The following is a 20,253-nucleotide window of genomic DNA, read 5'->3' as shown; positions in this document are numbered from 1 at the left end:
TAACCCTTTGCGGGTAGTTTTTATGAAGAATTTTAGGGCACCTACAATTTTTCTACTGTTCTTTTCGAGGATATTCCCGTTTATAGCATATTTCTAGTAGTTTTGTGCTCAGCATAAACAATAACATACACTCTTATGAAATTAATCTATCAAGGTAAAACAAAAGATGTTTACAGCCTAGACCATAATCAGGTTTTATTAAAGTTTAAAGATGATGTGACTGGTACCGATGGGGTATTTGATCCAGGTGCGAATACAGTAGGCTTAACCATTGATGGTGCCGGTAAATCAGGCCTTAAAATGACCAAGCACTTTTTTGAGCTGTTGAAGAGCCAAGGCGTGAACTCGCATTATGTTTCCGCTGATATCGAAGAGGTAAGTATGGTTGTAAAAGAAGCCGAAACCTTCGGGAAAGGATTAGAAGTAATCTGCCGCTACCGTGCGGTAGGAAGTTTTCTACGTCGTTATGGCGCTTATTGTGAAGAAGGCCAGCCTTTGGATTCCTTTGTAGAGATTACTATTAAAGATGACGAACGTGGCGACCCAACGATTTCTGAAGATGCTTTAGTCATGTTGGGTATCCTTAATAATCAAGACTATCAAACCATTAAGGAATTAACAAAAACGATCTGCAACGCCATTAAAGTGGAGTTAGCCAGCAAGAATTTAGAATTATACGATATTAAATTAGAATTTGGACGCGATAAAGCTACTGGCGAGATCATGTTGATCGACGAGATTTCAGGCGGTAATATGCGTGTTTACCAAGATGGAAAATACATTGCACCTTTAGATTTAGAAAAAATTTTCTTAGGCTAAGTCCGATTTAAGCAAGGGAATAAAGAAAGCCCGGGTATTGATACAGTCAATGCCGGGGCTTTTGTTGTTAAAATCAGGCAGGTATTCCTTTCAATAAAACTATAAAATAGCTAACTTGTTGTATCGTAGTGGATTTAGAAACCTTTACCTTAAACCCATTAACCTAACCATGAGAAATAGCCTTGTTATCCTTTTCCTCCTTAGCTGTTGCATTCCTTCCTTTGCGCAGAAGCCCGTATACAATGAACTTGAATTTAATGTAGGTCCTTACGAATTACCCACACTCTTTAAAAAGGAACCCGCCAACAAGGAAGAAATGCGCAATACTTGGGAGAAAAAACGAAGAGCTTATCTCTTAAAATTATTTAAGGATAACATGTATGGGCAGTTCCCGCGAAAACCTAAAACCATGCGCATCGAACTGCAACATAGCAATCCACAGGCTTTGCAAGGTAAAGCAACTTCCAAGCAAGTTCGCTGTTATTTTTCCAAGGCCGATAGTTCCGTTTATATGGATGTGATTATCTATATTCCGAACCACCTGGCACAACCTGCACCTGTATTTATGGGCTTGAATTTCAAAGGGAATCATACCATACATAATGATCCTGATATTATCATATCCAAACGCAATAAGGATCTTTTGCTCCTCAATAAGGATAATGGAAAAACAGACCCGAATCTACGTGGAACGCAGGCAGAGCGTTGGGAGTTGGAACATGCAATGGCCAAAGGATACGCTGTGGCAACAGCTTACTATGGCGATCTAGAACTAGACCATGCCGAAGGCTGGAAGCAAAGCTTGCGGAGTAAAATTTCCAAAGAGCTAGGCCTGAAGCCGCAAGACTGGGCAGCGCTTTCTGTGTGGGCTTGGGGGCTCAGCCGTATCGTTGATTATTTAGAAACCGAGGATCGGATAGATGCTTCCCGCATTCTGGTTACGGGGCATTCCCGACTCGGCAAAGCGGCGATTTGGGCTGGCGCCAATGATACCCGAATTGCAGCGGTTATATCCAATAATTCCGGCGAAGGGGGAGCCGCACTTTCCCGACGTTGGTTCGGCGAAACCATCCATCGAATCAATACATCCTTTCCACATTGGTTTGTTGAAAAGTATAAGTTTTACAATAATAGACCCTATCTGTTGCCCTTTGATCAGCATATGCTGTTAGCATTAGTAGCACCGAGACCCTTGTATGTGGCCAGTGCGACGGAAGATTTATGGGCAGATCCATTAGGCGAGTTCCTCAGCGCACAGCTTACAGAACCAATTTACAACAGTTATGGGCTTAGGGGCTTGCAGGGCGTAAGCTTCCCGGCACCCGATACACCTGTCGGTCATGTGGTTCATTACCACCGAAGAACCGGAAAACATAATATCCTCCTTTACGATTGGCAGCAATATATTGCCTTTGCCGATCAGTATGTCATTGCTAAACCTGAGGGTCAATAGCTGGGGCTTATCCTTAATTTTCTGCCCTTATTTCGTATATTTAGCCCTAAACAATCAACCTATGAACCTTAAAACCCTTTTACTATTTAGCTTATTAAGCTGCTCAGCAACAACTTTCGCGAATGAACCGCTTATCCCAGAACATGTTTCAGCTTACGCAAAAACCGATAGCGTCCAAATCGATAAACAAGCAATCGCCGACTTATTAAAAACCAAAACTCCCATTACCTGGCTATTTACCGGAAACAGCATTACCCAGGGTGCCAAGCATACCCATGGCTATCGCACTTACTCCGAAATATTCTTTGAGCGCGTGCGCTATGAAATGGGAAGACCGCGCGACATCATCATCAATACAGCAGTCTCCGGAAATGCAACAGTCGATATTTTAAAAGATTTCGATTGGCGGGTTTCCCACCTCAAGCCACAGGTTGTCTTTTTAATGATAGGCACCAACGATGCCTCGGAAAAAAGAAATATCTCCGTGGAGCAATACGGAAAAAACCTCGAGAAATTTGTCGATCAGATTCGTGCCTTAGGCGCCATTCCCGTATTTTTATCGCCTACCCCAATTTTGGAAGAAGAGGCCGTTGAACGCAAAAACTTGAAGCAATATGTAGTCAAAATGGAAGAAATAACAAAAAAGAGAAGCGTTATTTTCGTAAACCAATGGCACTATTGGAATACCGAGTTAAAAGCCAAATATAAAGACCAATGGAGCAAGCAGCTTTTGAATGACCCTTTGCATCCTAACGGGTTGGGACATAAGGAAATGGCGATTAATCTATTTAAAGAATTAGGAATTTTCGATCCAAAGCAACCTTCCGGAGGAGGCCCTTATTACGAAGGCGTGCATTAATATTCAGGCAACGATTTTGGAGCTTTTATACTTTTAGCATGATTCTTGTATTTTATTATTTCGATAACGTTTATGTTTTGTCTTATAAGCATAAACAATAGGTTTTAAAAGAAAGAAATACAAGTTTTATGGAAAGTCTAAGAACAGTAAATCCTTTTAAAATATCGGTTGTCAATTCCTCCTTTGGTCGGGTGACCACGTTTTCCACGGAGCTTGGACAAACCCTAAAAGCTGCGGTCGGCTACCGCGAAGGAGTGCTGTTTGCAACCGATATCAAAGACAAAAAACATCCCTTTTCTACCGTATTTGTACACATGGATACCGAAGGAGCGAACCATGCTTACTTAGAAACAGATGGCATTATGCCTAGCTTTTTTTTAAGCCCGGAAGGGGAGGCCTTTATGTCGATCGAACCGTACGATCCCGACAAGGATATGGAAATCGCTATCCCCTTGTTCAACAGGGAAGAAGTGGAGCGCCCCAGCAAAGGAAGCCGTCCATTTCTAGGCGATTTTGTCGGCAATTTCAAAACCTTTGCCATCCTCTATGATGTAAACCCCTGGGATCGCCATAAACCCGATAAAATGCTGGCGATTGAATTTAAAAATGGGAACATCAAGAAGAGAAATCAGGTGAAAATTCCCTTGCCTACGAATAATTCAATCCGTATTCAAGACGAGCAGATCCATCTATTGGCCTTAGAAGGAGAGAAATGGCTGCATCGAAGCATCGATGAAAAGGGAAATATCCTCCGCGAGCGATGGATAAACCCGACACAACGTTTTTTTGCACAGGTGCTATGTCTTTCTTTCGAAAAGGAATCACATATCTTGCAAATCAATGAGGGTATGCTCTTTATGCAGATTGTGTCGCCGGAAGGAGTCACCGAAGATCAATTCCTCTTTGATATCCAAGATCCTTTCTACAATACCTGGCCGGCCGTGCTTGTCGGACCGGATACCTATGTCGTTAAGTTTAATAATGAATTTGGAAACGGCTGGTTTACCATGGTCGGGCGCGAGCTGGTGGAATTCTATTATTCCAAAGGAGTAAATGGCTATAAAAACCTGATTACAGGCGAGGTCTTCGAGATGGAAATGCAGGAGTTAATTATTTTTGAAGTCGTTGCACGTCAGGAGAACGCCTATGCCGTTTTATTCTACCCCTATGGAAATACCCAACCTAAAAAGGAACAGATTATTGTGTTGGAACGAAGCGTAGATACCCGCAATGCAGCTACGGCAGACTAAGTAATTCATAGCTCCAATTCCTGTACCCTTTTGATTACGATTAAGTAGGTAGACCATGACCTGTTGATATCCCTTAAAATAGGACATTAATAGGCAAATCATGGGTTTAGGCGCTTGGTTTTGTTATATTTGTTTTATCCTAATATAAAATTACATGTCAACTATACTTATCAAAAATGCGCAGGTAGTAAACGAAGGGGAGATAAAGGCGCAAGATCTATGGATTAAAGATGGGCGAATAGAAAAAATAGCCGCAACAATAGACAAAACTGCTGATCAGGTCATCGATGCTGAAGGCTTACACCTGCTGCCAGGCTTGATTGATGACCAGGTGCACTTTCGGGAACCCGGACTGACCCACAAGGCCAATATCTATACCGAAAGCAGAGCAGCTGTAGCCGGCGGTACCACCTCCTTTATGGAAATGCCCAATACCGTGCCCAATACCTTGACCCAACGCTTATTACAAGATAAATACGATATTGCGCAAGACTCATCCCTTGCCAATTATTCCTTCTTCATGGGCGCAGCTAACGATAACCTGGAAGAAGTGCTGAAAACCAACCCACGCGACGTTTGTGGCATCAAAGTTTTCATGGGTTCTTCCACGGGAAACATGTTGGTCGATAATGAAAAAGCTTTGGAAGCTATCTTTAGCCAAGCGCCAACCTTAATCGCCACCCACTGTGAAGATGAAGCCACTATTCAGGCCAACTTAGCCGCTTTTAAAGACAAATATGGCGATCAGGTCAGCATAGAAATGCACCCCTTGATTCGCTCGGCCGAGGCTTGTTACCTTTCTTCTTCCAAAGCCGTAGCACTCGCCAAAAAGAATAATACCCGCTTACATATCTTGCATATCTCCACGGCGAAAGAAACCGCCCTGTTTGAGAATCATATTCCTCTGGAACAAAAACGCATTACCGCCGAAGCCTGCATCCATCACCTTTGGTTCTCCGATGCCGATTATAAAACCAAAGGAAATTACATCAAATGGAACCCGGCAGTGAAAACAGCCAACGACCGCGATGCTATTCTGCAAGCCGTTCTTGATGGGCATATCGATGTCATTGCAACAGACCATGCCCCGCATACCATCGAGGAAAAGGAACAAGCTTACCTGCAGGCGCCATCGGGCGGCCCGCTGGTGCAGCATGCCCTGCAAGCCTTGTTAGACCTGGTGAAACAAGGTAAACTTACCTTAGAACAGTTGGTGCAAAAAACAGCACATAACACCTCTACCTTATTCCAAATTGAACAGCGTGGTTATATTCGTGAAGGCTACTGGGCCGACCTGGTCTTAGTGGATTTGAATAAACCTTATACCGTCGATAAATCCAATATCCTTTCCAAATGTGGCTGGTCTCCATTTGAAAATCATACCTTCTCGGCCAGCATCGAGCATACCTTGGTATCCGGCAACCTAGCCTTTAGCCAAGGAAAACTAATAGAGGTCGGATCAGGACATCGTTTACTTTTTAACAGATAATAATGAATAAACGTTCTTTCTTAAAATCCCTGGGTTTAGGATTAGCAAGTGTCCCTTTCGTGGGCACTTCGGAAGCGATGCATATGGCAGCTACCGTAAAACCCCTTTTGAAAGGAAAGGTTTTAAAACCAGGCGATACGGTAGGTATCATTACGCCGGCTAGCGCCTTAGGGGATGAAGATGCCATCACCCTTACCAAAGAAGTATTGACCTATTTCGGATTAAACGTAAAGGAGGGGAAATACATCCGCGAGCGCTATGGTAACTTAGCAGGAACCGATGCGCAGCGCTTGGAAGACCTCCACGCCATGTTCGCCGATAAAGAGGTACATGGCGTCCTGTGTATCCGTGGGGGCAGTGGCGCTTCTCGTTTACTCTCCAAAATAGACTATAAGCTAATTGCCAATAATCCAAAACCCTTGCTAGGCTATAGCGACATCACCGCCCTCATCATGGCCTTTCAGGCCAAAATAGGCTTGGTGACTTTCCATGGCCCTGTAGGGACCTCAAACTGGAGCAATTTTGTCGCTAAAACTTTTACCGACCAGTTTATGGACAATAAGTTAGTGACCTTTGCAAACCCAGATAAAAAAGGCGATAATATCGTTCAATATAAAGACCGCATTAGCACCATCAACCCTGGCATTGCCGAAGGCAAGCTCCTAGGTGGTAACCTGACCCTCATCTCGGGCTTATGTGGATCCCCTTACTTACCCGACTTTAAAGACAGTATCCTCTTCTTAGAAGAAATAAACGAATCGCCGGAAAAGGTAGACCGTATGTTCTGCCAATTAATGAACGCCGGCATCCTCGCGCAAATCAAAGGCTTTGTCTTCGGGAAATGTACCGGCTGTTCCCCATCCGCGGGGTATGGCTCTTTAAATCTTGATCAAATCCTCCGCGATTACATCAAACCCCTGAATATTCCATCCTATTCTGGCGCAGTAATTGGACATATTGACGATCAGTTCCTCTTACCGGTAGGGGTAAAGGCAAGGATAGATGCCAATAAAGGAACAATAGAAATCCTAGAAAAAGCGTTGATTTAATATGAAGTTAGTCTTAGTTTCCTTAGGCCTTTTGGCCATCACAGCCTGTAGCAATCCATTCTCCGGCGGTTCTACAACCGGAAAACTGGAAGCCATGCAGGTCGATACCAGCCAATGGAATAGCATGTATGCCCAATCTAAAGAGCAAGCCCTATTCCACCGTCGATTCAAGCATAAAGATATCGACTCCCTCATACAGCTGCATAAAAAGAGAGGCAGCTTGCAGGTCGATCAGATTGGTAAATCGGTAGAAGGCCGCGCCATCTATGAACTTGCTTATGGCCAAGGAAACAAGAAAGTCATGTTATGGTCGCAGATGCATGGCGATGAACCAACAGCCACCATGGCCTTATTCGATCTATTTAACTTTCTGGAAGGAAAAGGCGATGGTTTCGATTCGATCCGGCAGCTTTTGCAGGAAAACCTAACCCTGCATTTTATTCCCATGTTAAACCCCGATGGTGCCGAACGCTTCTTGCGACGTAATGCCCAGAGTATCGATTTAAACCGTGATGCTCGCGCAAACCAAACCGTAGAAGGTGCCTTATTGAAGAAACGGGCAAAAGAGTTCCAACCTCGCTATGGCTTCAACCTGCACGATCAAAATATCTATTATAATGTGCCGGGAACACAAAACCCAGTCACCATTTCCCTATTGGCACCCGCCTTCAACGAGCCCCGCGAAATCAATGAGGTTCGGGAAGGCGCCATGCAGATCATCGTCGGTATGAACGAGATCTTGCAACAGTATGTGCCCAATGCAGTCGCTAAATACGATGATACCTATACCCCAAGAGGCTTTGGCGATAATTTCCAATCTTGGGGAGCCAGTACGGTGTTGATCGAGTCTGGCGGCTTAAAGGGTGATCCGGAGAAGCAACAAATCCGGAAGCTCAATTTTATCATCATCCTGAATGCCTTGATTGAAATTGCCGAAGGTAGTTATGAAAACTATGATGCCAAAGGCTATGAAGCCATTCCATTTAATGCCAGCCAAATGCACGATGTGATGATCCGTGGCCTATCTTTTGGCTCCGATTCTATCCCTTTAAAGAGCGATATTGCCCTGCGCAGAGGAGAACAGACCGTGGTTGGCGATTATTTTGTTCGCGGAAGGGTGGAAGACATCGGCGATTTGCCGGAGTCTTTCGGCTATGATGAAGTGCAGGCCGAAGGTCTTCACTTCCAAGAAGGAAAACTGGCCCCACAAGCGCTGCCGAACTTAGCCGCATTGACACCTGAAGTAGCCTATGATTTGTTGAAGAAAGGATTTATCGGCGTACAGGTGCAAAACCTGCTGCCTGAGCAGCAAGGCATGTTGCATCAATTGCCGATTCAGGTGTATGCCAACCCGAACTTTGCACCAACCCCATTTGTTGACTTAGGCGGAACAGCAAACTTCTACCTGGCCGATGCAAATGGAACCTTAAAATACGCTATTTTAAACGGCTACTTAATCGATCTTTCAAAACCACTAGCGGAGGTCGGCTTATTGAAAAACCGAATCTTGTAAAATACATTCCAGCTAAAAAAGCATAAAAAAGGCTCCTGTTCATGTCGAACAGGAGCCTTTTTTATCGCTGAATCCCGATTAATAACCAGGGTTCTGTTGTTTACCGATTTCCGGATTGGCATCAATCTCGCCTTGAGGAATAGGTAAGATCGTTTTGTTGAAGGAACGGTTGATGCTTTTTGTACGGTGTTGCATAGTTACACCCACATGCTCGTCATTAAACGTAATGGTTTTATTGGTACGAATCATGTCCCAAAAACGCTGACCTTCGCCATATAATTCTTTACTTTTCTCGTCCAAAATCATATCCTCTGTCACGGTTGCTGCTGTGGCAGGAGCCAAGGCTGGCGCACGCTGACGTATTAAATTCAAGTAGGTGGCAGCTTTTGCTTTATCGGCTGCGGGTTTTTTCAAGGCTGCCTCTGCTGCAATCAGGTACACCTCCGATAAACGAATCACCTTGATGTTTACCGCTGTAAAACCATCTTTGCCTTCCAACTTTTTATCTACGCCACCAACATATTTATAACAGGCTGCATTACGTTTCAGCTCATCTGTAGTCATCACGCCCCAACGCACATCCGTAGGATCTTCACCCAAACGATTCAGGTAATAGTCAGAGGCTGTAAAATTGCCTAACGCATTGTTATCCTTGCTCCGTAAATAATAATAACCTAAGGAGCTCGATCCCAAGTCGCCCTGATCTTTGGCTAAGGCAATTTCAAAAATCGATTCCTTACCAAAGGAAGTCGCCCATGAACCTACCCATTCTGTATTTTTGTATAGCGAATAGGCATTGCTACCAATAACTTCCTCAGCTGCGGCAAATGCCTTGTCAAAATCACCCATCGTTAGGTAGATGCGAGATTCTAAGGCTTTAAGTCCGTAATAGTTGATATAGCCGTTGGCTTTTGCTTTAGGTAGTAAAGGTGCTGCAGCCGTTAAGTCAGCAATGATTTGTTTATACACATCAGCCACCGAGCTCCGTAACACCTGCGCATCGTAGCCTAAGCGTTTCGTCACAATGGGCACGCCATAGGTGCTCGGATTATCGGTATAGGTTTTTCCGTATAAACGAACCAAATCGAAGTGAATTAAAGCACGTAGCGTTAAGGCCTGCCCCTTATAGTTCGAAAAGTCTAAGGTGCTGCCATTGGCAATTAATTCATCGATCGATTCAATGATGTTATTGGCCTGCAACAAGGAGTTGTAGCCTTCGGCCCAGAAAGATGCATAGCTATTGCTGGTGATGCTATGGTTGAATACATAAAGGGCATCCAAGCCACGACCTTGCGATACAATGGTCGCATCTCCACCTTTGGCATCAGCGTAAATCATAAAGTTACGGCCATAATAGCCAGAGCTAGCCATGGAACGTAATAAGCCATTGATCATCACTTTGGCATCGGCCAAGGTCGTGATGGTTTCTCCGGATGGAATGGAGTTGGTGGGCTTAACGTCTAGAAATCCCTTACAAGAAAATAACGAGATGCTCGCAAGGGCTATAGTGAATAAAGTGATCTTTTTCATGATTTCAAATAATTGATAGGTTATAAACTAAACTCTAAACCGAAGGTATAAGTTTTCCCAAATGGGGTTTCCCAACCGCGGGAACCATACTGATTCACCTCCGGATCGGCTAACTTAAATTTCGAGAAAGTTAATAGGTTCGTACCGTTGAAAAAGATACGCGCATTGCTGATCTTCGCACGATGCGTTAAAGCTTCAGGAAGACGGTAAGCTAGCGTTACTTGTTTTAAACGCAAGAAACTAGCATCGTATAGGTGTCGTGTCGAGTTGCTGATCCCATCTTCCGGGTCATTTCCGCTAACCTTTGGCAATACCCCTTCGGTAAAGTCAGGACGCCACACTTGTTGGATACCATGGGCAGAACGGATCCGCTCCCAGTAGTACCCATCTTCAGCCACATCTTTGGAACCTGCATCATATAAATCGCCACCAATTTTATAGTTAAAGCTTAAGCCTAAGGAAACGCCTTTGTACTCCGCCTCGGTACCGAAGCCACCATAAGCCTTAGGAATTGGGGAACCGATTAAAATCTGTTTCGCTTTTGCTACCGAGTTAGAGGCACCACGACCGTTGTATAAAAAGTCGCCATCCGGATTGCTCGGATCATTTACATACCATACCGGTTTACCATTGGTTTTATCAACCCCAGCCCATTCCCGCAAGTAATACGAGTAAACTGGTGAATTTTCACGGTAGATGAATGATACACGGGCATCGCTACCGGTAGGATCTGACCAGATTTGATCTTGACCTCCGTATAGTTCTTTCACCTTAGAGGAGAGGAAGGAGGTGTTGAAATTAGCGGACCAACGGAAATCTTCCTTGCGAAGGATGTCACCCGCTAAGGAAATTTCTACCCCACTGTTATTGATTTTCCCAATGTTGCGAATCGTACCACCAAAGCCCGTAATCATCGAGATGTTTACATTCTGGATTAAGTCTTTGGAATCGCGGTTGAAGTATTCAATGGTACCCGTCAATCTATTGTTGAAGAGGCCAAAGTCGGTACCAATATTAAAGTTAAAGCTTTGCTCCCACAAAAGGTTCGGGTCAGCAATAGTATTGATCACACCGCCCGGTTGGCCCATATAGTTCATGCCAAATCCGGCCAAAGAACGCCAAGCAAAGTTCGAACTGGAAAGCGTACCGTTGGTACCATAGGAAGCTTTAAGTTTCAATAAATCCACTTCTTGCACCTCTTGTAAGAAGGCGGTATTCTTAAGATTAACCGCTCCGGAAATCGACCAGAAATTACTCCAACGATGCTTCGGACCTACACGCGAGGAACCATCACGACGTAAGGAGCCCGATAGGAAGTAAGTGTCTTGGAAGTTATATTCCACACGCGAGAAGGCAGACATCATATTATGCCCCCAAGAATAGGCGTTGGCATCTTTAATACCTGCCGTTGCCACCGTGTGTAAGGCCGAGTTCGGTAAGTTGGAACCGCTGGCATATTGATAATCTGTTTTATCTTTCTGAGCTTCAAAACCTACCAATACATTTAAATGGTGTGCATCAAATGATTTATCATAGGTTAAGGTCGAGGAAGACATTAAAGTCAGGTAGTTGGTGCTGTATTCCATCACCGTACCATTGGCCGTAATACCATAAGTCGTGTTATAGTGTAACGGACTAAAGTATAAATGATCTTTTACCTCCGCATTATCATACGAGAAAATGGTTTTTCCGGTCAATTCCGGTAAGAAACGTACCGTTAGGGAAGGAGTTGCAATAATCCGTAAGGTTTTGGAATTGTTCTCCCATTGTTTATCGTAATAAAGTGGGTTATAGCCTAATGAATTATAGCGGGTGGAGTATTCCTTTCCTGTTTTATAGTCTGTAGGCCAATAGAATGGAAACAATAAGTTATTCGCTAAATAGAAGTAGTTGGTACCGGTGTTCCGGGTATCGTTATAGCCTTCTTTGCCTGTATGGGTCACGTTGATGTTTGCCCCAAAATCCACTATCTCATGAAGCTGCTGCGTCAGGTTTAAGCGACCACCAAAACGCTCAAATTCGTTGGTGTAAGCACGGCCGAGTTCCTTGGTATAATTCAAATTCGAATAGTACCTTGTTTTATCGTTGGCACCGCTAAAACTTAAATCATTCGTTTGATGTCGACCTGTGCGGAACAAGGCATCGTTCCAATCAAAGTATTTACCATCCCGGTTTTCGACGCCGTCTGTTCTTCCTTTGATAATAATCTTATCGTATAAGCCGGTCCCTTCCGAGCTGAATTCATAGCCATGCGGGCCGAAGCGCGTATTCATCCGGGTTAAGGCATACTGGTTCGCCTGGGCTTCAGTATAGCCGTTGGATGTACGGTAATCGTGGAAAATCTGATAGAAATACTGAATCTGCTCCTGAACATCGCCTGGTTTATAGTTGTCTACCGCCCATTCAGGTGTGGTTGCTAAGGAGCTTCGGAAGTCAACCTTTGGTTTGCCCGCCTTACCGCTTTTGGTAGTAATCAATACCACCCCATTGGCCGCACGAGAACCATAAAGCGACGAAGCGGCCGCATCCTTCAACACCGTAATACTTTCAATATCGTTCGGGTTGATGGTTGCCATAATATTGTTTGAAGTTCCGGCAAGTGCGGAGAGCATCTGTCCGGCATTTCCACTTTGCGAAGGCACCCCATCAATCACATACAAGGGTTCATTACTGGCGTTCATCGAACCAATACCGCGAACCCGGATGGTGGAAGTAGCACCGGCCTGCCCAGTGGTCGTATTGATCTGCACCCCCGGAATCTTGCCCGTTAAAGCTTGTTCGAAGGAGTTAACCGGCACATCACCGCCCTCTTTGTCAAAGTTAATCTGGCTGGCGGAGCCCGTGAACGAGCTTTTCTTCGAAGTACCATAGGCCACCACGATGACCTCGTCTAGTTTTTCCTCATCGGAAACTAAGGCAATGTTCAGGGTTTTTCGACCAGCCAAGGGGATCTCCTGCGATTGATAGCCCACAGCAGAAAGCACTAAGGTCGCTTTATGATCCGCATTTAAGCTGAATAAGCCATTGTCATTGCTGGAGGTGCTGATGGAGGTTCCTTTTACCGTAATGGTAACCCCGGATAATGGGACGCCATTCTGGTCTGAAACTTTACCAGCTACCGCAATTTGTTGCGCGTTAACTACTTGCAGGCTGCTGCAAGCCATTACGCACAAAGATGTGAGTAAATGATGTTTCATAATTTGGTTTTTTTGTTATTTCAATAGGTATACCCTGCCCTTGTGAAAGCAGGGGTTTGTTTTTCGTAGGTATTGTGTTGCTATAAACGAGCCGTTGTTTTTGTTTTTCTTAGGTAATTTATGTTTGTTTAAAGGTACTTAATTTTTCAAAATTCCAATCCCCGGGCGATTCGGTAGCTTGCAAAGACCATCTTCTACATACATGCCATCGAAAATGTCGTTGCCAATTAATAAGGCGCCATCCAAATCTGCCCAATCTACTAAAGGAGCTAATTGTGCTGCCGCAGATATAGCACAGGATGTTTCCGTCATACAACCGAGCATCACTTTCATGTCTAAGGCTCGTGCAAGCTCGGCCATTTGCTTGGCTTCGCGCATCCCCGTACACTTCATCAGCTTGATGTTAATTCCCGTATACACCCCCTGTAACTTCGTCACATCAGCTAAGCGTTGGCAAGCCTCATCGGCAATGGTTGGAATGGGCGAGTGCTCCGTTAAATAGGCATTCTCGTCCATCATTTCTTTAGGCATGGGTTGCTCCAGGAATACCACATTGCGCTCATGAAGCCAATGTGCCATTTCCACGGCCTCTTCCTTATTTTTCCAACCTTGGTTCACGTCCGCACATAAAGGCACGTCGGTCACCGAACGGATGGTATCAATAATCATTTTATCGGTATCCAAGCCTAACTTTACCTTGAGGATCTTGAATTGGGAAGCCTCGGCAACCTTCTTCCGAATCATCTCTTCGGTATCTATACCGATGGTGTAGGAAGTCGGCGGAATAAGATCCGGGTTTAAACCCCAGATTTTATAAAAAGGCTGCTGCATCAATTTCCCCAGTAAATCGTGCAAGGCAATATCAAGCGCAGCTTTTGCTGCGGTATTCTTTGCGGCGATTAAATCGACCGTATGTAAAATCTCGGCCGTTTGAAAGGGAGAATCAAAACCCGACAGGTCTACCTTGCGTAGAAAGTCGCAAACGCTGTCTTGCGATTCGCCCAAATAAGGCGGCATACTGGCTTCCCCATAGCCTACCACGCCTTCATACTCCAACTCAGTCAATACCACGGGTGTGGTCGAACGGCTAAAAGAGGCTACGGTAAACACATGCCTTAGTTCCAGCGTATAAGGGCGGAACCGAAGCGTAAATTTCCCCATTTTTTTAGTTTCCCAAGTTGCATTCATCGTTATGGTTTGTAATAAGGGTTTTCTTGAATTTTCTGAATCTGCGCGTCCTGAGCACCAATGTAGCGCTTGGCGGCAACAACCGTGCGGGTTTGGAAATCATCGTAATTGCTGGCATCCTTCAACATGGAATTGATGCGAACCGTACCGGCAGCATGGATAAACTCCCCATTGCCAATATACATGGCCACATGCGTCACACGCGCATTCGGGTTGTTGTTCTTGCCGGCAGCGAAGAATAATAAATCGGCAGGCTTCAAGTTTTTTAAGGCTTTTTGTGCATCAAAATGCCCGTCAGCACCTAAAATATCCACAGCTTCTCCCGCCAACACCTGCTGTGAAGCATCCCGCGGAATGACGTAGCCATTCATGTAAAAGGCGGTTTTGGTGAAACCACTACAATCTACACCTTTTACCGAGGTGCCACCCCATAAATAAGGCAAGCCCATCATGCTGCGTGCACTGGCCAATACATTATCGGAATTTAAACTGCGCGTTTTTAACCATTGCTCAAAACTTACCGCTTCTGTTTTCGGAAGGTAGGCAATGCGCTTGTCCGGATAGGAAACTTTGTAGTACGATTTCCCTTCCGATTCCAAGGCTAGAATATTTCCGTATACCAAGTCGGAAACCCGCTGACTGCTTTGGTCGGCTTTGGAGTAAGACTTGCCAAATTCTTGCGTATAGATTACTTTTTTCTTGGCTTTCCAAGCGTTCAGGGCAGCCTTATCCATTGCAACTACAGAGGAAGCCGGCACATAGGAAATATAGCCTTCAGGTGTTCTTACGCGTAAATCGCCTTGCAGCTTCTGTAAAATATCAACCTGTGTTCCTAAGATAGCTTGCGTAGCCATTTCGGAAGCATTCCCCGGTTGTGTGCGGAAATTGGCTACCGAAAGGTTGACAACACCGTATATTTTTTCGCCAACGGTACTATCCGGAAGATTATTAAAGTGAAGGTTGGCGGAAAGTCCCTTAGCTTGGCTTTCAATAAAAGCATTGGCCTGCGGAACAGTAGATTCAATATAATACTGATTGGTTTTGGCATCTGCCTGGGTGAGGGCCACAATTTTGGTCCGTTTATCCGGTGCGTATTCTTTTTTTGCTTCATTTACAAGCTCCAGCACACGTTTGTATACCGTTGAATCCGTTTGTGCCTGCGCAAATTGCATGGCACACAAGGAAAAGCAAACGATATGAAAAAATTTTCTCTGCATTGCTCAAGAATTTTGATAAATTGTTTTTGGTAAATATGCATAAATATGCGAATTTATCCGGTCAAACAAGCATTTTTTTACGTGATTTTATCCACAGTTTGATGGAAATATGCATTATTATGCCATTTTAACGAAAAAACGTTGTCATTCTTACCATTTTCATAATAGCTAGAACGTTCTAGCAAATGCTGGAATAATTTGCCAAAACTTACGCCATTGTTTAATATTGTATCTTATGCATTCAAGAAGAAACTTCATTAAACAGTCCGTATTGGGCGCAGCCTCCATCGGAACGCTGGTCGCAGCCGTCGCTTGCGACCCTAAAAATAAATCGGCCGCAAACCCGAAAAAGCCTATTGTGATCTCGACATGGGACTTTGGTGTCGCTGCAAATAAAGCAGCCTGGGAAATCCTGGGTAAGCAAGGGCGCGCGTTGGATGCCGTCGAAAAAGGTGTGCAAGTGGCCGAAGCCGACCTCTCGAACCCTACCGTCGGAAAAGGGGGATATCCCGACCGCGATGGACATGTCAGCCTGGATGCCTGCATCATGGATGAAGCCGGAAATTGTGGATCCGTAGCCGCCTTAGAGCATATCGCACACCCCATTTCGGTAGCCCGCTTGGTGATGGAGAAAACACCACACGTCATGTTGGTTGGTGAAGGGGCCTTGCAATTCGCCCTGGAGAATGGCTTTCAGAAGGAAAACCTATTGATTCCTTCCTCCGAAAAAGCATGGAAAGAATGGTTAAAAGAGAAAAACTATTCCCCTGTCATGAACATCGAAAATAAAGCCTTTGCCGCCGAGAAATTGCCCGGCAATGAATATAACCACGATACCATCGGCATGTTGGCACTCGATGAACAGGGCAACCTGTCTGGTGCTTGTACCACTAGCGGAATGGCCTTTAAGATGCGTGGCCGCGTAGGAGATAGCCCCATCATAGGCGCCGGCCTGTATGTAGACAATGAGGTTGGTGGCGCTACATCAACCGGTGTGGGCGAAGAGGTGATCCGTACCGTGGGCAGCTTCCTCGTCGTTGAACTGATGCGCCAAGGCTATTCACCCGAAGAAGCCTGTAAAGAAGCCGTGATGCGGATCGTGAAGAAAAAACCTGACATCGCCAAGAATATTCAAGTCGGATTCCTAGCCTTAAACAAACAAGGCGAGTATGGCTCCTATGCCCTGCAAGATGGTTTTACCTTCGCCGTATGCCACGCCGAAAAACAAGACCTCATCGAAAAAGGAAAATTCCACTACCAAGCCGAAGAAACAAAATAAAAAGACCTCAAATAAGGTATGTAAAGACCTGCTTCTAACCGAGCAGGTCTTTTCTTTTGTACGCTGGCTTATTTTGGCTTTTTCTTTCCTTTTTCACTGCCCTTGATTAGCCCTCTTGAAAGGGGTTTGATACGGGTGAGAAAGGGGAGAGAAAGGGGGGAGTAAGGGGGGGATGCAGTAGTAGTTAGTAGTTAGTAGTTAGTGTTGTCATAGGTTTGTCATGGGGTTGTCATGGTGAGCGGAGTCGAACCACGAACGACTGGTACGTCAGTGCAATCAATTATGTGTAATTTGTTTATAAATAGTGTTTTGTGTAATAAAAAGGGGGTGGCACGACCATAAAGAAAGCGGCCCGTTTTGTTATGCAAAACGGGCCGCAATATTATTAAGCGTTTGTTGTAGTAATCTACCAATAGTGCACTTCAGTTATCATTGATTAGTGTTGCTGATTGTATTGACGTACCAATGGTTCGACTCCGCTCACCATGACAACTTTGGCCACAACGCGGTACAAAGCGTGCCGCAGTTTTCTAACAGCCCTACTCTCATATCTCACATCTCATATCTCACATCTAAACTAGAAAAGCCCCATCTGACCGTTGTCATCCAATTTAATATCATCAGGATTGGTGATTTCCAAAGGGATATCTGTCGCATCAGTAGACGCAACCTCGCTATCAACTACAGCTTCTCCAGCTTCTTCCGCAACCTCTATCTCCTGTTTCTGCGATAGATCCACCTCTTCCGTTAAGAGCTTAATCTTTTGCACGGTATGGAAGGATAAACGATTGCCTTGGGCTTTCATGCCTTTGACATCCACAATCTCGGTCAGTAACTGCTCGAAAGACTCTTTGGTTTGCGATTTCCCTTTCAGGATATTCAGGGCAACTACTGGTGCTTCGTTATTCGTAAGGGTAATCAGCTTACTTTCTTCCCCAATAAACTTCGTGCGCTTGCCCACCGGCAGATCGTCGAAGTTAAAGCGTTTCACGTAATAGGTTCCTGTTTTTCCGTCTTGGTGGATGGCGGTATACACTTGCTCGGGATAGAATTTCTCCATGCGGATCATCTTCTCGTCGAAGTGGTTGTTCAGGTCGAAGTTCGATAGCTCATAGCTACCATCGTTCATCACCAATAAGATCTTATCATCGCCATCAAACTCGCCTAAGAAGCGACCTCGCTCATCGGCATTTAAGCGCTTCAATACCTCATCATACCAAATCTTACGTCCCGCTAGGGTAGAAACGCCGGCACTCTTGAAACTGATCTTTTTCACAGGGAACTTACTCACGAGGTTTCCTTGTGAAGCACGACCCTTGATGGCAATTTCTGCAAAGTCCATATCAAAAGTTAGCTTCCGCAGCTTGCTGTGTGGCTTCAATTGGATGTTCACCACTTCGGCCTCACCATTGGCATTAGCTGTGAAATATAGGATTTTAGAACCCTTGCTGGCCTTGCCCATATCGTAGTCCTTGTCGCGGGTAACCCCCGTCACTGAGAAACGTTTGATATAGCTGTTGCCGGTGCCGCCGTCTTTATAAATCACATTGTATACCGTGCGCTCGTCACCTTTCTTAAAGACCGCCACATGGATAATGTCCTTGCCTACGAACACCTTATCCTGCACTTTTACGACAGAATACTTGCCATCGGCACGGAACACAATAATATCATCGATGTCGGAACAATCGCTTACCAACTCGTCTTTCTTCATGTTGGTACCGATAAAGCCTTCCTCACGGTTCACATAGAGCTTGGCATTGGCCAAGGCCACCTGTGTGGCTTCCACCTTATCGAAGATCCGTAATTCCGTCTTGCGCTCGCGGTCTTTGCCGTATTTGCTGCGGATATATTCGAACCATTTAATAGCATATTCTGTGAGGTTACGCAAGTTTTTGCGTACCTCTTTAATCTCTTCTTCCAGGGCCTTCATCATTTCATCGGCCTTCTTCACGTCAAAGCGCGTAATGCTACTCATCGGTTTGTCGATCAGGCGTTTGTAGTCTTCCGGAAGGATAGGACGGTAGAACTGATCGAAGAAAGGCTCGAATAAACGGTTCAACACTTCAACAACGGTGTCAAAATCGCCCGCATTCTCATAGTCCGGGTGTTTGTACATCCCTTCTTGGATGAAGATCTTCAACAAGGAACTGAAGAAAATCCGCTCCTGCAATTCATTCAAGCGAATTTCCAACTCCATTTTCAGCAGGTTCTTTGTCTGCTTGGTGTTCTCGATCAATATATCGTTCACACTCATGAAGTAAGGCTTGTTGTTCTTGATGACACAGGTGTTCGGTGAAATGGAAGTTTCACAACCCGTAAAGGCATACAAGGCATCAATGGTTACGTCGGGAGAAATACCCGGTGCTAAATGCACCATAATTTCTACGTCCTTGGCCGTATTATCTTCAATCTTCTTGATTTTGATTTTCCCTTTTTCGTTCGCCGATACAATACTATCGATCAAACTGCCCGTGGTGGTTCCAAAAGGAATCTCCGTAATGGCTAAGGTTTTTTTATCGCGTTCTTCAATTTTCGCACGTACGCGAATCTTGCCTCCGCGCATCCCTTCATTATAACCCGATACGTCGGCTAAACCGCCGGTCGGGAAGTCCGGATAAATCGATGGGCGCTCGCCACGTAACACCTGGATAGAACCTTCGATCAATTCGTTGAAGTTGTGCGGCATAATCTTGGTGGCCAAACCTACGGCAATACCTTCGGCACCCTGCGCCAATAGCAATGGGAATTTTACCGGCAGGGTAACAGGTTCCTTGTTCCGGCCGTCGTAGCTCAGTTGCCATTCCGTCGTGTCGGGGTTGAAAACAACCTCATTGGCAAACTTGGAAAGACGACCCTCGATATAACGGGGGGCGGCAGCCGAGTCGCCGGTAATCGGATCGCCCCAGTTTCCCTGGCAATCGATGAGCAGATCTTTCTGCCCAATCTGTACCATCGCATCGCCAATGGAAGCATCCCCGTGGGGGTGGTACTTCATGGTGTTACCGATGACGTTGGCGGCCTTATTGTAACGACCGTCGTCCATCTCCTTCAAGGAGTGCAGGATGCGGCGTTGTACAGGCTTAAACCCATCGTTGATGTGCGGTACGGCACGATCTAAAATAACATACGATGCATAATCTAAAAACCAGTTTTCATATAATCCCGATAAAGCAATGGTACTGCTTTGGGCATCTTGGTTCTGTGTGGATTCTTGTTCTTCGTCTGTGTTGTTGATTTCGTCACTCATTTACTGTTCCGTAAAAATTAGAAAGGTTTGCCCTTTATTGGCAAACCCTGTAAAAATACAAAAATCATTTTATTTTAGGCTATCAATTGGCGCTTGCTGCCCGAATGTATGGCTGCCCGCTGCATTTCATCCTGTACCGAAAGCAACGAAGGGGTTTATA

Annotated in this window: 13 protein-coding genes; 8 read left to right on the top strand and 5 right to left on the bottom strand. The window is 45.1% G+C overall.

What is annotated here, in order from left to right:
* Positions 1 to 135: 135 nt before the first annotated feature.
* The 7 genes from GQF63_RS12795 to GQF63_RS12765 all read left to right on the top strand — a co-directional run bounded on the left by GQF63_RS12795 (position 136) and on the right by GQF63_RS12765 (position 8,432).
* Positions 136 to 819 carry a phosphoribosylaminoimidazolesuccinocarboxamide synthase gene (locus tag GQF63_RS12795; RefSeq protein WP_160369628.1) on the top strand — a complete coding sequence of 228 codons (684 nt, stop codon included), beginning with the start codon at positions 136 to 138 and terminating at the stop codon, positions 817 to 819.
* A 169-nt stretch (positions 820 to 988) separates the two neighbouring features.
* The gene (locus tag GQF63_RS12790; RefSeq protein ID WP_160369627.1) at positions 989 to 2,272 is read left to right on the top strand and encodes an alpha/beta hydrolase family protein; all 1,284 of its coding nucleotides are present in this window, start codon (positions 989 to 991) and stop codon (positions 2,270 to 2,272) included.
* A gap of 61 nt (positions 2,273 to 2,333) precedes the next feature.
* Positions 2,334 to 3,131, top strand: coding sequence for an SGNH/GDSL hydrolase family protein (locus tag GQF63_RS12785; RefSeq protein ID WP_160369626.1), 798 nt, complete (start codon positions 2,334 to 2,336; stop codon positions 3,129 to 3,131).
* 128 nt (positions 3,132 to 3,259) lie between these two features.
* Entirely contained in the window at positions 3,260 to 4,381 is a 1,122-nt protein-coding gene (locus GQF63_RS12780; protein WP_160369625.1) for a hypothetical protein, read from the top strand.
* A gap of 154 nt (positions 4,382 to 4,535) precedes the next feature.
* Positions 4,536 to 5,870 carry a dihydroorotase gene (locus GQF63_RS12775; protein WP_160369624.1) on the top strand — a complete coding sequence of 445 codons (1,335 nt, stop codon included), beginning with the start codon at positions 4,536 to 4,538 and terminating at the stop codon, positions 5,868 to 5,870.
* A 2-nt stretch (positions 5,871 to 5,872) separates the two neighbouring features.
* Entirely contained in the window at positions 5,873 to 6,919 is a 1,047-nt protein-coding gene (locus GQF63_RS12770; RefSeq protein WP_160369623.1) for a S66 peptidase family protein, read from the top strand.
* Between the two features lies 1 nt (position 6,920).
* The gene (locus GQF63_RS12765; RefSeq protein ID WP_160369622.1) at positions 6,921 to 8,432 is read left to right on the top strand and encodes a M14 family zinc carboxypeptidase; all 1,512 of its coding nucleotides are present in this window, start codon (positions 6,921 to 6,923) and stop codon (positions 8,430 to 8,432) included.
* Between the two features lie 78 nt (positions 8,433 to 8,510).
* On the opposite strand, the gene GQF63_RS12760 is transcribed toward GQF63_RS12765, so the two are convergent.
* The 4 genes from GQF63_RS12760 to GQF63_RS12745 form a co-directional block, all read right to left on the bottom strand.
* Entirely contained in the window at positions 8,511 to 9,962 is a 1,452-nt protein-coding gene (locus tag GQF63_RS12760) for a RagB/SusD family nutrient uptake outer membrane protein (protein WP_160369621.1), read from the bottom strand.
* Between the two features lie 20 nt (positions 9,963 to 9,982).
* Positions 9,983 to 13,159, bottom strand: coding sequence for a SusC/RagA family TonB-linked outer membrane protein (locus GQF63_RS12755; RefSeq protein ID WP_160369620.1), 3,177 nt, complete (start codon positions 13,157 to 13,159; stop codon positions 9,983 to 9,985).
* Positions 13,160 to 13,297: 138 nt separating this feature from the next.
* Positions 13,298 to 14,347 (bottom strand): dipeptide epimerase, encoded by a 1,050-nt coding sequence (locus GQF63_RS12750; RefSeq protein ID WP_160369619.1) that lies wholly within the window; start codon positions 14,345 to 14,347, stop codon positions 13,298 to 13,300.
* Between the two features lie 2 nt (positions 14,348 to 14,349).
* Positions 14,350 to 15,564 (bottom strand): C40 family peptidase, encoded by a 1,215-nt coding sequence (locus GQF63_RS12745; RefSeq protein ID WP_160369618.1) that lies wholly within the window; start codon positions 15,562 to 15,564, stop codon positions 14,350 to 14,352.
* Between the two features lie 235 nt (positions 15,565 to 15,799).
* Between GQF63_RS12745 and GQF63_RS12740 the strand changes: the two genes are divergently transcribed.
* Positions 15,800 to 16,843 (top strand): glycosylasparaginase, encoded by a 1,044-nt coding sequence (locus tag GQF63_RS12740; RefSeq protein WP_160369617.1) that lies wholly within the window; start codon positions 15,800 to 15,802, stop codon positions 16,841 to 16,843.
* Between the two features lie 577 nt (positions 16,844 to 17,420).
* Here GQF63_RS12740 and GQF63_RS12735 read toward each other — a convergent pair.
* Complete coding sequence (locus GQF63_RS12735) at positions 17,421 to 20,093, bottom strand: DNA gyrase/topoisomerase IV subunit A (protein WP_160369616.1); 2,673 nt, start codon at positions 20,091 to 20,093, stop codon at positions 17,421 to 17,423.
* Between the last annotated feature and the right edge of the window lie 160 nt (positions 20,094 to 20,253).

The organism is Sphingobacterium humi, from assembly GCF_009768885.1.
In the GTDB taxonomy this organism is placed as follows: Bacteria; Bacteroidota; Bacteroidia; order Sphingobacteriales; family Sphingobacteriaceae; genus Sphingobacterium; species Sphingobacterium humi.
Note: the sequence above shows the minus strand (reverse complement) of the source record. Positions and strands in the feature narration are given on the sequence as shown.

What these genes read in the sequence shown, in the direction of transcription:
- GQF63_RS12795 (WP_160369628.1), top strand. Translation starts at nt 136, where the DNA reads ATGAAATTAATCTATCAAGGTAAAACAAAAGATGTTTACAGCCTAGAC.
- GQF63_RS12790 (WP_160369627.1), top strand. Translation starts at nt 989, where the DNA reads ATGAGAAATAGCCTTGTTATCCTTTTCCTCCTTAGCTGTTGCATTCCT.
- GQF63_RS12785 (WP_160369626.1), top strand. Translation starts at nt 2,334, where the DNA reads ATGAACCTTAAAACCCTTTTACTATTTAGCTTATTAAGCTGCTCAGCA.
- GQF63_RS12780 (WP_160369625.1), top strand. Translation starts at nt 3,260, where the DNA reads ATGGAAAGTCTAAGAACAGTAAATCCTTTTAAAATATCGGTTGTCAAT.
- GQF63_RS12775 (WP_160369624.1), top strand. Translation starts at nt 4,536, where the DNA reads ATGTCAACTATACTTATCAAAAATGCGCAGGTAGTAAACGAAGGGGAG.
- GQF63_RS12770 (WP_160369623.1), top strand. Translation starts at nt 5,873, where the DNA reads ATGAATAAACGTTCTTTCTTAAAATCCCTGGGTTTAGGATTAGCAAGT.
- GQF63_RS12765 (WP_160369622.1), top strand. Translation starts at nt 6,921, where the DNA reads ATGAAGTTAGTCTTAGTTTCCTTAGGCCTTTTGGCCATCACAGCCTGT.
- GQF63_RS12760 (WP_160369621.1), bottom strand. Translation starts at nt 9,962, where the DNA reads ATGAAAAAGATCACTTTATTCACTATAGCCCTTGCGAGCATCTCGTTA.
- GQF63_RS12755 (WP_160369620.1), bottom strand. Translation starts at nt 13,159, where the DNA reads ATGAAACATCATTTACTCACATCTTTGTGCGTAATGGCTTGCAGCAGC.
- GQF63_RS12750 (WP_160369619.1), bottom strand. Translation starts at nt 14,347, where the DNA reads ATGAATGCAACTTGGGAAACTAAAAAAATGGGGAAATTTACGCTTCGG.
- GQF63_RS12745 (WP_160369618.1), bottom strand. Translation starts at nt 15,564, where the DNA reads ATGCAGAGAAAATTTTTTCATATCGTTTGCTTTTCCTTGTGTGCCATG.
- GQF63_RS12740 (WP_160369617.1), top strand. Translation starts at nt 15,800, where the DNA reads ATGCATTCAAGAAGAAACTTCATTAAACAGTCCGTATTGGGCGCAGCC.
- GQF63_RS12735 (WP_160369616.1), bottom strand. Translation starts at nt 20,093, where the DNA reads ATGAGTGACGAAATCAACAACACAGACGAAGAACAAGAATCCACACAG.